This window comes from Paraburkholderia bryophila, from assembly GCF_013409255.1.
In the GTDB taxonomy this organism is placed as follows: domain Bacteria; phylum Pseudomonadota; class Gammaproteobacteria; order Burkholderiales; family Burkholderiaceae; genus Paraburkholderia.
In genome coordinates this window covers 2,990,955-3,004,241 of sequence record NZ_JACCAS010000001.1, presented here as the reverse complement: position 1 = coordinate 3,004,241, position 13,287 = coordinate 2,990,955, and the positions used below count along the sequence as shown (strand labels likewise).

Sequence of the window (13,287 nt, the reverse complement as noted above, 5' to 3'; positions counted from 1 at the left end):
CCGGCGTTAATTCCCGTAGCGATTGTTCCTGCGACCTGCTGTCCTGCGCGGCGTCGGTTATTACGAGCCCGACTGGATCGCCGCCAGCATCGTTTTGATCTGGCCTGACAGCACCGTCATGCCTGATTCGAAGTGCAACGTGTTGTCCGCGAACTGCACCCGTTCGGTGTCGATGTCGACCGTGTTGCCGTCGAGCGCGGGCTGCGTCGGAATGCGGTATTGCAGATTGCCGTAGTCGTCGGACGCGCCGCCGGTCGGCGTCAGCGTCGATTTGCCCGACATGTGGCCAGGCGACGTCGACACCATCGACATGCCGCTCGTCACGCCCACGGGCTGCGTCATCGCGAGCGTCGAGTTGTTCGACGCGGCGGTGCCGGTGGCGCCGTCGCCCTTCTTCAGCGCGCCAGCGAGCGACGAAGCGAAGTCGACGTCGCGCGCCTTGTACCCGGGGGTATCGGCGTTGGCGATATTCGACGACAGCAGCTCCTGGCGGTAGGCGCGCACATCGAGCGCCTGGCGGCCAAAGGCGAATTCGGCATCGAGTTTGTCCAGCATAAGAAATCTCCGGAGAACGTTCCCGAGGCTTCCCGCTGCAGCCTCGCGTGAGGACTGCGTGAAGCGAGAAGACCTTTTTGCATGAAGTGCATCTTATGGGCGCTACGCAAGGAGCAATCGGACGAATAACCGGGAAAGGGGGCTTCTATTCAACGTTTGCGCAAAGGGGGCGCTCACTAGAATGCAAGGCGTACCGATGCATTCGATGGAGAAACACGATGGACCAGCCCACCTTCGATCCGACGCTCCGCGCCAGCCGCGCGGTGGCGCATGGCGTCGGTGCGAGCGGGCCGCGCCGGGCCAAGCAACTGCCGGCCTGGTCGATGCGGCTCGCGCGCCTGGCGCTGGGTTCGGCGCTGTGCCTGCCGGCCGGCGCCCTGCTGCTCGCGCCGAGCGCCTACGCGCAGCAAGCCGACGGGCCGATCGTGATTCCCGGCCCGGGCGAAAAGAATCCGGCGGCGCTCGCCGATCTCGCGCAGCAGATGCAAGCCGCGCCGGCCAAACGCGCCGGCACCGCCGCGACGCTGGCAGCGGCCACCGCGCAATCGCTGGGGCGCGGACCGGTCTCGCGCACCACGGATGAATTCACCCGCGCCGCCAATGCGAGCGGCTCGATCGTGATTGCCGGCGAAGGCGAAGCGCCTGCCGCGCCGCAAATGATCCGCACCAGTTTCAAACCCGACGCGAACGGCGTCGTGACGATTCCGGCACCGGGTGCGGCCAATGCGCCGACCGGCGTGGCCAACTTCAATGTCGTGCCGGGCCAGCGCCAGGTTGTGCCGGTCGTCGTGACGCCGGCCGCGCGGCAAGCGGTGGGCGTGCAGCCGGTGGCGGCCAATGCGCCGGTCAACGGCGGGTATCGTGGCGTGAATAGTGGTGTCGTGAGCAGCGCCAGCGGCGTCAACGGCATTGCCAGCAATACCGCCGTCACCGACGGTTTCGACAGTCTTGCTTCACGCGGCGAACCGCCTCAACTGGGCGCGAACGGCAAGCCGCTCGCGGCCCGGGCAATCGCAACGCGCGCGGCTGTCGCGCCGCTTGCCTCCTCGACCACCACCGCGGCTGCGGCCACTAACGCCACGTCGGCATCAGTCCCGACGCCCGCGACGATCGGCCGCGTATCGGCCACTCGTCCCATCGCACCGGCCATCGCTCAGCAAAACATGCGTGCCGCGGCCGTCGCACAGCCCGCGCCGTTGCCCGGCCAGCAGGATGCGGACGCGATCCGCGGCGCCGCTCTCGCGTTCCTGCAGCAGCAATCCGCCGGCTTGCCGGGCAAGGTCGAGATCACCGTCGCCCAGGCGTTTCCGCGCGGCCTCGCGGCCTGCACGGCGCTCGAGCCCTTCATGCCGAGCGGCGCGCGCCTGTGGGGCCGCATGACCGTCGGCGTGCGCTGCTCCGGCGAACGGCCGTGGACCATTTATCTGCAAGCGCGTATTTCGCTGAACGCCACCTACTACCTGGCCGCCCGCGCCATGTCGCCGGGCGAAGTGCTGACCGCCGCCGATCTCGTCGCGCGTGACGGCGACCTGACCGGCTTGCCGCAGGCGATCGTCACGGACCCGTCGCAGGCAATCGGCTCGGTAACGCTCACGCGCGTCGCCGGCGGCATGCCGCTGCGCCGCGACATGCTGAAAAGCACCTCGGCGGTCTCGATCGGCCAGACGGTGCGGGTCGTCGCGGCGGGCGCCGGTTTCTCGATTTCGTCCGAAGGCAGTGCGATGAACAACGCGTCGCCAGGCCAGCAGGTGCGGGTTCGTACGCCCAACGGCCAGATCATTTCCGGCATCGTGAAAGACGGCTCGACGGTGGAGATTCAACTGTGAACGGGCAGGCAGCGCGCGCCGCCCGGGATTCGCGCGTGCGCCAGACCGCGCGGGGCCGCATGCCCGCCGTGCGAGTGACACGGGTCGGGCCTGCCAAGGGGCCGGATCGTCTTGAATGGCAAGGCAAAACCTGGAGCGATTGCGCTAAAGTTTTGATCAGCGAGTGCCGTTATCAGGATCAAATCGTTCAGGAAGCCAATCGTGAAAGTCGATTCCACAACCAATTCGAATCTGCCGTCGTTGAAAGACGCCCTGTCCCGTTCGCAACAAAGCGACGCGACGACCGCGAACAGCAACGCGCAGACCGCGAGCACCGCCTCGCAACCCGCCACCGGCGGCACGTCGGGCGACGCCAGCGTCAGCCTGTCGGGCCTGTCGCAGCATCTGCGCAGCCTTGCGGCGTCCGGTTCGGCAGACATCGACACGGCGCACGTCGAGTCGATCAAGCAGGCCATCAAGAATGGCTCGCTGACGATCGACTCCAGCAAGATCGCCGACGGCGTGCTGAACACCGCACGCGACCTGTTGCAAAGCAAAACCTCGTCGACCGGCAACTGATCGACGCATCGAAGTACGGTGACTTGCCGGGCGACGTTCGACAAACCCGGCTCGCGAATCTAGCGCGAGCCGTCGTGTTCAGCGAGTTGTTGAAATGAAAGACGCCCTGCTTGCCACCCTCGTCGAAGAATATTCGGCTGTCGAGGCGTTCGCCTCGATTCTGACGCTCGAGACCAAGGCATTGACCGCCTTGTCGCCGCTTGAATTGCTGCCACCGATCGTCGAGAAGAAAACCGAACTGATCGGCGTGCTGGCCAATCTCGAAGCCATCCGCGACAAGCTGCTCGCCGATATGGGCTTGCCGGCCGGTTGGCCCGGCATGGAACTCGCGGCCAGCACCGACACACGCGTCGCCGACCAATGGTCGCTGCTGCAGAAAGCCGCCGAACGCGCGCGACGCTTCAACACGAGCAACGGTGAGCTGATCCGCGTGCGGATGGACTACAACCAGCGCGCACTGGCGGCGCTGCAGGTCGAAGTGCCGCAGAAGGTCGGCTTCTACGGACCGGATGGGCGGATTCCCGCGCAACCCGCGGCGTAAAAACTCCCGGACCTCCCGGATCTGCCGAGCGACGTCGCTGCACGCGGTCGCGGCACACGACTGCTGCTGAATTCATTGCCTTGAACGAAGGGCTCGTCATCGACGAGCCCTTTCTGTTTTTCGCCTTCACTCCCCGTTTCCCAACCTTACGTTAGCCATCCGGCCAGGTGGCGCGAAAGCGTGCGCCGGGTTGAAATCATGCCCTCCCCACTGCGGTTTTTCGCGTTCCGTCTCGCGCGTCGATGCCGATGCGCAGAGACCAAAGCGGAACGTTGAACACTAGCAATAGTGTGTAGTCGTGTGTATGATTCAGGAGTGCAAGATGAACAGCGCCGCGGTAATCAAATAGATTCAGGCGAATGACTGGCAGTTGGTCCGTATCTCGGGCAGCCACCATCATTTCCGGCATCCGTTCAGGGTTGGTCTCGTGACCATCCCTCATCCCAAGAAAGATCTGCCGCCCGGCACATTGAACAGCATCCTGAAACAGGCGAGCCTGAAATGAAAAATCTGATTTTCCCGATCGCAGTCGAATCGGGTGACGACGACCATGCGTATGGCGTGGTGGTGCCGGACCTTCCTGGCTGCTTTGCGGCCGGCGATACGCTTGAAGAGGCTTTCGCCAACGCGAAGCTGGCGGTCGAGTCGCATCTGGACACGCTGCTCGACGAAGGGCTGCCGGTGCCGCAGCCGCTCAAGTTGAGCGAGCATCAGCGCAATCCGGATTACGCGGGCTTTATGTGGGGCTTTGTCACCACCCGGAATATTCCGGCCCTGAAGAAGGCCGTGCGCATCAACATCTCGCTGCCCGAGGTGCTGGTCCAGGATATCGACATCTACGCGCAAACGCGCGGTCTGTCGCGGTCGGCATTTCTCGCGCTAGCCGCGGAACGCGAGATGGCGCTGTGAAGCAGGCGGGGTTCGGGCTTGCTGCCAGAACCGCCTCGGACTGAAGCGCCGGGGTGATCCGGCCGGCGCTTCAGGTTACGCGGTCACCCTCGGGGTTATGTCGCGTGACGTCAGGTCGCGTCAGGTCGCCTCAAGTCGCTTCGGCATTCGCCCAGGCCATTTCGCGCAGGCGCGTGCGCAGACGCGCCACCGCCTGACTGTGCAACTGGCACACCCGCGACTCGCTGACTTCCATCACCGCGCCGATTTCGCGCAGGTTCATGCCGCGTTCGTAATAGAGCGACATCAGCAGCTTCTCGCGTTCCGGCAGGCGGTCGATCGCTTCCACCAGCGCCGAGCGCAGGCTGTCGTCGAGCAGCGCCGACAGCGGGTCCGAATGGTCCACACAGTAGCGGTCGAGAAACGGCTCGTCGTCCGCCGAGCGGTCGAAGTCTTCGTAGTAGATCAACTGGCTGCCGTGCAGATCCTGGAGCATCGACTGATACTCGTCGAGCGGCATTTGCAAGTGCTCGGCAATCTCCGTTTCGCTCGCCGAGCGGCCCAGGTTCTGCTCCACCTTGTGCACCGCCGATTCGACTTCGCGCGAGGTGCGCCGCAGGCTGCGCGGCAACCAGTCGTTGCTACGCAGCTCGTCGAGCATCGCGCCGCGAATCCGCTGGCTGGCGTAGGTCTCGAACTGCGCGCCCTGGTCTTCCTTGTAGCGGCTCGCGGCATCCAGCAGGCCGATCATGCCGGCCTGGATCAGATCGTCGAGATCGACGCTGGCCGGCATCTTGGCAACGAGCTGCAAGCCGAGGCGACGCACCAGCGGTGCGTACTTCGTCAGAACTTCGGCTTGGGAAATCTTTCCCTGAGCGTTGTACATCGTGCTCCCCTTGTCCTTGTGCCGCCTCTCAGGCGTGCTGCGCAGACGGTTGGTCGGCGTGTTGCGCCGCTGTAACTGTCGCAGACGCCATCCATGGCGTTTGCGACGACATCGCTGGCCGCATCGGCCAGTACTGCAATTCGGCGGCGAGTTGCCGGAAGTCGCGCGCAGCCGGTGTCGATGGGAACGCATCGACGACACAACGCGACAACTCCAGGGCTCGCGCCATCCGCGCATCGGCGGTAATGCAACCGGCGTCTTCCAGCGCCACCGTCAGGTAGCGCCCGGCCACGCCGGCCAGGTTGGCGAACGCGGTATGCGCGTCGCCGGGACTCTGCACGTGATTCACCAGCACGCGGAACTGTGCGAGCGCGTGCGCGTAGTGCAAGCGTTTCATGCAGGCGTACGCCTCGGTGATCGCTTGCGCGGCCATCCGCGTAACGATCATCACGTCGTGCGCCTGTTTGGCGAGCGGCGACAGGTGGCCTTGCGAGTCCAACTGCGCATCGATCAGCACCACATCCGCGGAACCGTGCAACACCACGCCGAACTGCGTGGCCGAGTGACCCTCGCGATTCAGGCGCGACGCGGCCAGCACCGAAAAGCCCAGCGCGTGGCGCGCGGCCGCGTCGTCGAGCGCCATTTCGCCACGCATCACGGCAGCGAAATTACCCGCGCCGCGCAGGCCGCCGAGCATCGCGCTCACCGACAGCTCGCCGAGGCATTCGTCGATCACCAATACATCCTTGCCTTGCTGCGCGAGCGCCGCCGCGAGGTTCACCACCGTCGTCGTACAGCCTGCGTCCGTCGAGCCGCCCGTCACCGCAATCACGCGCGAGCCGCTACGCGCCAGCAGGCGCCGCAGTCCTTCTGCCTGATCGGAGATGAGCTTATCCAAAGCGGACCTCGTGAAGGTCGGCTGTCGAGCGGGCAGACAGCGAGGACAGCAAGGCCGGAATATCGTCTTCGTGCGGCACGAACGGCGAGTTGTCGCGCGGAATGCAGAAGGCGCTCTTGATCAGGAATTTCTTCGTCGCGACGTACAGGTTCTCGGGCACCTTCTGACCGGTCGACACGTAGTGCACCGGCAGCTTGTAGCGGATCACCGTATCGAGCACGCCGCCCAGATTGGTGGCTTCGTCGAGTTTGGTCAGAATGCAGCCGGCGAGCGGCTGATGGTCCGGCGAGCGCTGATAGGCCTGTACGACTTCGTTGAGGGTGTCGCCGTGGCTCGTCGCGTTGAGCAGCAGCAGGCGCTGCACTGGTTGGCCGGCGCGGCACAGCATCGCGATCTGGTCGGAAACGAGCCGGTCGCGCTGGCTCATGCCGATCGTGTCGATCAGCACGATGTGCTTGTTGCGCAGTTCGGAGAGCGCGAGTTGCAGATCGGCGCCGTCTTTCACCGCGTGGACCGACACGCCGAGAATCTTGCCGAAGATGCGCAGTTGTTCGTGGCCGCCGATCCGGTAGCTGTCGGTGGTCAGCAGCGCGACCTTGCTGGCGCCGAAGCGCATCACGCAGCGCGCGGCCAGCTTGGCGGTGGTCGTCGTCTTGCCAACGCCCGTCGGGCCCATCAGGGCGAACACGCCGCCGCGCTCCATCAGCGCGTCTTCGTCTTCCATCACCGGCAGGTTCGACTCGAGCACCGAGCGCACCCAGTCCATGCCGCCTTCCATGCTGTCGACTTCGTCGGGCAGGTTGTCGACCATCATCTGCACGAGTTGCGCGGAGAAACCGGCGGCGAACAGATGCTTGGTGAGCGCGGCGCGCGTCGGGTTGCGGCGTTGGCGATCGCCCCACAGCAGACCGGCGAAGTGTTCTTCCATCATGCCGCGCATCGACGACAGCTCGTTCATCACCGTGTCGTTGACGACCTGCTCCATGCGCACCTTGATTGCTTCCGCGACGGACGCCGGAGTGCGGTCGTCGCTCGGCGTCAGCGACGGCGCGATTTTCTGCGCGGCGCGGCGTGCGGCGAGTTGCGCGGCTTCGCGCGCCCACTCGGGGGTGTCGACGGATTGCGCGGCGCTTGCGCTGCCCGGCTGGACGGCGGCGCCGAGGCCCTTGGCCATGGCGGCGGCCGGCGTCATCGCGGCGGGGCGTGCGCTGTAGGCGCCTTCCGGCTGCTGTTCAGCGGCGATACGACGAGCGTGGTCGATCAGCCAGGGATTCGATTCGGCCATCGTGCGCGGCGTTTGCAAGTCAGCGCCCGGCGTGGCGAACGACGGCGGCACGCCGGCGGCCTTCAGCAGATCGGCGCGGATGTCTTCGTTCAGACGCGCGACCGCGGCACGTGCGCTCGGCTGCTCGGCGCCGGCTGCTTGCGGCGCGGCGGCTGCGGCGGGCTTGCCCGGCGCGCTAGCCGACAGCGCGTTAGCGGTGCCCGGCAATGCCGATTTCGGCGCGGCGGACGGCGCCGGCTTCGCGGCCTGCTTCATAGCCTGCTTCGGCGCGGCAGCCGGTTCGTCGCTCAAGGCGTCGTCGAAGGCGTACGGGCCGGCGGCATGACCGCTGTCGCTCTCGGCACCGGCTTCCGGACTCGCACCGAACACCGACGAGAACACATCGGGCATGCCGCTCGCATAAGGATTACCCATCGGCAGCGCGCGCGGCGCGGCCAGCGCGGGATGTCCAGCCGTGCCATTCATCGACGCGGCGTGTGCCGCGGCGACGCTTGCGCGCGGCGCCTTGGGGGTGATGGCGGCCAGGTCGCTGTCGGCCAACGCGACGATCTCGACGCTGCCGTCGTCCATCGTGCGATTGGACAGTACGACCGCGTCCGCGCCCAACGCTTCGCGTACGAGACGCAGCGCATCACGACTGGTTGCACCGACAAATTTACGAATGTTCAAGCTGGACCCCCGATGAGGTAAACGGAACTAACGGACCGGCGACATACCGCTTCCCATTGAGATCATTATTGCGAAACCCGTCGAGCGACGATCGATGGATAAAGACTGTTAAAGGGGGGTAATTCGGACGATGGAAACGTGCTGCAAGTCCCGCTCACAGCGGTTTTAAACGCGCCTTTCACGGCCGTGCGACGGGGCGTCCGCGGGCGCGTGATGAACGACGCGGCCGGCTTGCGGCGCGAAAAGTCGGCTGCGGAAATGAAAACCGGCGCTCGAAGAGCGCCGGTGGAAATACAGCCTGCGAGATGAACCGGAGCGATGGCCCGGTTCAACGCGGGGTTCGATACGGGGTTGATGGCGGCGCTCAATGCGCCCCGATCAGATTCACCACCTTGATATTGCGCGTGTCGGGCACTTCGGCATAAGACAGCACCTTCAGTTGCGGCAGGCTGCGCCGCAGGAAGCGCGCGAGCATCGGCCGCAACGCGTGCTGCACCAGCAGCACCGGCGAGAGCCCAAGGTTCTGCTGACGCGTCATCGCCTTCTGGGTTTCGTTCAGCAGCGTATGAGCGAGCCCCGGTTCGAGCCCGGGGTTGGTGCCAGTAGAAAGCGCCTGCGACAGCACCCGCTCCAGGTTCGAATCGAGGCCCATCACCTGCATGTCGCCGGTGCCCGGGAACCACTGCTGCGTGATCGCGCGACCCAGCGCGAGCCGCACGGCCGCGGTGAGATCGTGCGCGTCGGTGACCTTTGGCGCGTGCTCGGACAACGCTTCGAGAATCGTGCGCATATCGCGGATCGGCACGCCTTCTTCCAGCAGGTTCTGCAGCACCTTTTGCAGCGTGGTGAGCGGCAGCGACTTCGGCACCAGATCGTCGACCAGCGACGGCGTGTCCTTCTGCATCCGTTCGAGCAGCGACTGTACTTCGCGGCGGCCAAGCAGCTCCGACGCATGCGTGACGACCAGGTGATTCAGGTGCGTCGCCACCACGGTGCTCGAATCGACCACCGTATAGCCGTACACCTGCGCCTGTTCGCGCAGATTCGTATCGATCCAGATCGCCGGCAAACCGAACGCGGGATCCTGCGTCGGCGTGCCCGGCAACGCGGCGGACACTTGACCGGGATTGATCGCCAGCCATTGCCCCGGATACGCCTCGCCGACGCCCACTTCGACGCCCTTCAACGCGATGCGGTAGCCGTTCGGCCGCAGTTCGAGGTTGTCGCGAATATGAATGACAGGCGGCAGAAAACCGATTTCCTGCGCGAACTTCTTGCGGATGCTCTTGATCCGTTTGAGCAGTTCGCCGTCGGAATTCTTGTCGACCAGCGGAATCAGCCGATAGCCGACTTCCAGGCCGAGCGTGTCGATCATCGTCACGTCGTCCCAGCTCGCTTCGGTGTTCTCGACCGGCGTCATCGCGGCCGGCGCGACGTCGACCAGCGCGTTGGTGTTCTTGCGGTCGTCGGCCTTCTTCTTCATCGTGCGGCCAAGCTGGATCAGCCCGCCGCCGAGCAACAGAAACGCGAAGTGCGGCATACCCGGAATCAGGCCCATCAGCACGAGAATGCAGCCGGTGATCGCCAGCACGCGCGGATTCGTGAACAACTGCCCGGTAAGCTGCGTGCCGATGTCTTCGTTGGTGGCCACACGCGACACGATCACACCGGCCGCGGTCGAAATCACCAGCGACGGGATCTGTGCAACGAGGCCGTCACCGATCGTCAGCAGCGTGTAGGTCTTGCCGGCCGAGGCGAAGTCCATGCCATGCTGCACCATCCCGACGATCAGGCCGCCGAAGATGTTGATCACCATGATCAGCAAACCGGCGATCGCATCGCCGCGCACGAACTTGCTCGCGCCGTCCATCGAGCCGTAGAACTCGGCTTCCTGCGAGACTTCGAGGCGCCGCTTGCGGGCCTGGTCTTCGTTGATCAGACCGGCGTTCAGATCGGCGTCGATCGCCATCTGCTTGCCGGGCATCGCGTCGAGCGTGAAGCGCGCGGACACTTCCGCGATCCGCCCCGCGCCCTTGGTGATCACCATGAAGTTGATCACCATCAGGATCACGAAGACGACGATACCGACCGCGAAGTTGCCGCCCACGAGGAAGTGGCCGAACGACTCGATCACCTGACCGGCCGCGTCGGGACCGGTGTGACCTTCGAGCAGCACGACCCGCGTCGACGCGACGTTCAGCGACAGCCGCAGCAAGGTCGAGAACAACAGCACGCTCGGGAACGCGGCGAAATCGAGCGGCTTCATCGTGTACATGCTGACGAGCAGCACCATCACGGACAGCGCGATGTTGAAGGTAAACAGCAGATCCAGCAGGAACGGCGGCAACGGCAGAATCATCATGCCGAGGATCATTACGATCAGCACCGGCCCGGCGAGGGCGCGCAAATTGGTGCTGCTCAAGGCATCCGGCCGTCGGGCGAGGAAACCGGCGCGAGTGTTCATGCGGAACGTCCTGATGCGTCGTCGTTAGCGGGGTTAAGTACGTCGGCGGCTTCCTGGTCGGCTTCGTCTTCCGCCACAGCGCCCTTGTCGAGTTCCGGCGGCACGTCGAAGTCGGTCGGTGCGACCGGCACGGTGCCGCCTTCGGTATTGAAACGCCGGAGCTGATACACCCACGCGAGCACTTCGGCGACCGCGCCATACAGCGGGCCCGGAATTTCGCGGTTCAGCTCGACGTTGTGATACAGCGCCCGCGCGAGCGGCGGCGCTTCGAGCAGCGGCACGTTGTTTTCGGCGGCGATCTCGCGAATCCGCGCGGCCACCAGGTTCACGCCCTTGGCGACCACCTTCGGCGCGCGCATCTCGCCGTCCGTGTATTGCAGCGCGACCGCGAAGTGCGTCGGGTTGGTCACCACCACGTCGGCCTTCGGCACGTTGGTCATCATGCGGCGGCGGGCAATGGCGCGCTGCTGCTGACGAATCCGGCCTTTCACATGCGGATCGCCTTCGCTTTCGCGGTGCTCGCGCTTCACTTCTTCCTTCGTCATGCGCAGTTTCTTGTGGAACTGCCACAGCTGGTACGGCACGTCCAGCGCGGCGACCACGAACATGCCCGCCACCGTCATGCCGCAGCACACGGCGATCAGATGCGCGGAGTTGGCCAACGCGAGATTCAACGGCTGGGTCGCCAGCGCGAGAATCTCTTCGCGGCGATTCCAGATCGCCGTGCCGCCGATAATGCCCACCACCAGCGTCTTCGCGAGCGACATGCCGAGCTGGACCGGGCCATTGATCGAGAAAATCTTGCCGAGCCCTTCAATCGGATTGAGCCGGTTGAACTTGGGCTCGAGTCCCTTTGAAGACAACTGCCAGCCGCCCAGCGCCAGCGGCGAGAGCAACGCGGCCGCGCCGGTGAAAGCCAGCACCGGCAGGAGCGTGTAAAGCCCTTCGCGACCGGCCACACCGGCACCGATCATCATGCGGCGGGTCTCGAAGACAGTCGCGTGATTGAACGTGAAGGCCGTGCGCAGCATGCTCTCCAAATGCTCGCCGATGCTGCTGGACATACCCCACACGCCGAAGAACCCCGCCGCCAGTAGAGCAAACGTCGACAGCTCCCGCGAACGCACGATCTGCCCTTCCTCGCGCGCCTTCTGCAGGCGCCGGGGAGTGGCTGATTCGGTTTTTTCGAGGTCGCTATCCTCTGCCACAAACGCTCTCCAGTCGGCCGAGGCACGACGCCTCTTTCCAGTGAGAGCGATTATTCCCGCTCAACGCAAGCGCTGATCGGGGGATAAGGGCGGAGAAAGGGGGGTATTTCGAGAGATGGAGCGGCGCTCGGCCGGCTGCCCGGTGTTACCCGGGCCGCCGGCCGGTGACGCCTTCAGACGCGTGCGTCAGAACGCCACGAACGGCGCCTGACCGCCAGGAGTCGCCGTCTGGTCGAGGCCGTAATACACGTAACGGCCAAAGAAGAACGGCAGACCGAGGTCGAACGCGCTGCTGCCGCTGATTTGCCCGGCGAGATCGTTGAACGCGTAACTGCTGCTGTTGCCGAACAGCATCGACGCACTCAGAATGCCAATGCTGGCGGTCGCTCTCGTGCTGTTCGCGCCGCCCAGCGTCACCGAGCGGGTTTGCGCCGACGACGGGCAGTAAAAGCCCTGAAAGTTGCTGCTGCAAAGCGAGAGCGAACTATCCGAGAAGAAGTAAGCGTTCGAGCCCGAATCCAGGAATGCCTGTACCGTCGTGCCGTTGAACACGCTGTTGTTCAGATCGCCATAGGCGTCGGTGGTGAACGACTGCGCGGCCGCCATCGTATTGTTCGACTGCGTGCCGATGCCGAACACCAGCGTGCCGGTGGCCGACGCCGTGCCGAAATTCGACACGGCCGGCAACTGCACGATCACGCCGTTCTTGTCGACCGGGAAGTTCGCCACCGGATTGGCCACCTGCTGCGCGAGCGGCACCGCGGTACGGGCACAGGACGCGCCGCCCGGGCACGCGAAGTAATTGCTGTAGTTCGCGGCCGTCACGGCGTTCGCACAGGTCGCGCCGCAATCGTTCGGCGCGGTGCCGATGCCGAGAATGCCGTTGGCGCCGAGATCGGAGACGGTGTTTTCCGCCGAGCCGCTGCAACCGCGCGCCGGCACCGTGCTGGCAGCCATGTCGCCGATGATCTGCAGCGGAATGGCCGCCGTGGTCGTCTCACCGCCAATCGCCACGCTCGCGGTGCGCACGGAGCCCCACGTGTAGCCGTCGGCGAAGGTCGCGCACTCGGCGAGCTGACCGCCGCTCACTGCGCTGACCGGCAACGCCCCGAGCACCGACTGGTTGATCACCGAACCGACCAGCCGCAAGCCGAACGAAGCGGTATCCACCTGGACATTGTTGATGGTCTGACAGTTGGACGTGGAGCCGGGCGCGCAAATCGTCACGCTCACCGTCGGAATATTGACGACGCCGTTCACGCCGGGGCCCACCGTGATCGTCGTGGTGTTCGCGGCATTCGCGGCAATCGGCTGCTGAGTCGGGCTGGCCGGCAGCGATCCGCCGTTCAGCGTAAACGAGGAATTGTTGCCGCTGCTGTTGCTGTTGCTGTCGCCCCCACCGCCGCCGCACGCAACCAGCGTCGACACCAGCATCACGGCCGCGACGGCCTGCACCCAGCTCTTGAACTTCACTGCCTTGATAGCAATTCGCATGGTTCGCATCGTCGT

12 protein-coding genes are annotated in these 13,287 nt (G+C 65.1%); 5 read left to right on the top strand and 7 right to left on the bottom strand.

What is annotated here, in order from left to right:
• Window positions 1-60: 60 nt before the first annotated feature.
• The gene (gene flgB / locus GGD40_RS13300; protein ID WP_179707790.1) at window positions 61-555 is read right to left on the bottom strand and encodes a flagellar basal body rod protein FlgB; all 495 of its coding nucleotides are present in this window, start codon (window positions 553-555) and stop codon (window positions 61-63) included.
• A gap of 218 nt (window positions 556-773) precedes the next feature.
• On the opposite strand from flgB, the gene flgA reads away from it, so the two are divergent.
• The 5 genes from flgA (at window position 774) to GGD40_RS13275 (ending at window position 4,389) form a co-directional block, all read left to right on the top strand.
• Window positions 774-2,381: a flagellar basal body P-ring formation chaperone FlgA gene (gene flgA, locus GGD40_RS13295; protein ID WP_179743967.1), complete on the top strand. Its 1,608-nt coding sequence runs from the start codon at window positions 774-776 to the stop codon at window positions 2,379-2,381.
• Between the two features lie 201 nt (window positions 2,382-2,582).
• Window positions 2,583-2,939, top strand: coding sequence for a flagellar biosynthesis anti-sigma factor FlgM (flgM, locus tag GGD40_RS13290; RefSeq protein WP_179743966.1), 357 nt, complete (start codon window positions 2,583-2,585; stop codon window positions 2,937-2,939).
• Window positions 2,940-3,033: 94 nt separating this feature from the next.
• The gene (locus GGD40_RS13285) at window positions 3,034-3,480 is read left to right on the top strand and encodes a flagella synthesis protein FlgN (RefSeq protein ID WP_179743965.1); all 447 of its coding nucleotides are present in this window, start codon (window positions 3,034-3,036) and stop codon (window positions 3,478-3,480) included.
• A 349-nt stretch (window positions 3,481-3,829) separates the two neighbouring features.
• Entirely contained in the window at window positions 3,830-3,985 is a 156-nt protein-coding gene (locus GGD40_RS13280; RefSeq protein ID WP_373565332.1) for a type II toxin-antitoxin system HicA family toxin, read from the top strand.
• A complete protein-coding gene (locus tag GGD40_RS13275) occupies window positions 3,982-4,389 on the top strand; it encodes a type II toxin-antitoxin system HicB family antitoxin (protein ID WP_179707782.1) in 408 nt (135 codons plus the stop codon). Before GGD40_RS13280 ends, GGD40_RS13275 begins: the two co-directional genes overlap by 4 nt.
• Window positions 4,390-4,519: 130 nt before the next feature.
• On the opposite strand, the gene GGD40_RS13270 is transcribed toward GGD40_RS13275, so the two are convergent.
• From GGD40_RS13270 to GGD40_RS13245, 6 genes are all read right to left on the bottom strand, one after another.
• On the bottom strand, window positions 4,520-5,254 hold the full coding sequence (locus tag GGD40_RS13270; RefSeq protein WP_054038479.1) for an RNA polymerase sigma factor FliA: 735 nt from the start codon (window positions 5,252-5,254) through the stop codon (window positions 4,520-4,522).
• A gap of 28 nt (window positions 5,255-5,282) precedes the next feature.
• Complete coding sequence (locus GGD40_RS13265; protein WP_179707780.1) at window positions 5,283-6,152, bottom strand: MinD/ParA family ATP-binding protein; 870 nt, start codon at window positions 6,150-6,152, stop codon at window positions 5,283-5,285.
• A complete protein-coding gene (flhF, locus tag GGD40_RS13260) occupies window positions 6,145-8,106 on the bottom strand; it encodes a flagellar biosynthesis protein FlhF (protein WP_179743964.1) in 1,962 nt (653 codons plus the stop codon). The genes GGD40_RS13265 and flhF overlap by 8 nt, the downstream gene beginning before the upstream one ends.
• Window positions 8,107-8,470: 364 nt before the next feature.
• Window positions 8,471-10,570, bottom strand: a complete 2,100-nt coding sequence (gene flhA / locus GGD40_RS13255; RefSeq protein ID WP_179707776.1) for a flagellar biosynthesis protein FlhA — start codon at window positions 10,568-10,570, stop codon at window positions 8,471-8,473.
• Window positions 10,567-11,778 (bottom strand): flagellar biosynthesis protein FlhB, encoded by a 1,212-nt coding sequence (gene flhB / locus GGD40_RS13250; RefSeq protein WP_179743963.1) that lies wholly within the window; start codon window positions 11,776-11,778, stop codon window positions 10,567-10,569. Before flhB ends, flhA begins: the two co-directional genes overlap by 4 nt.
• A 186-nt stretch (window positions 11,779-11,964) precedes the next feature.
• Window positions 11,965-13,281: a DUF3443 domain-containing protein gene (locus tag GGD40_RS13245; protein ID WP_179743962.1), complete on the bottom strand. Its 1,317-nt coding sequence runs from the start codon at window positions 13,279-13,281 to the stop codon at window positions 11,965-11,967.
• Between the last annotated feature and the right edge of the window lie 6 nt (window positions 13,282-13,287).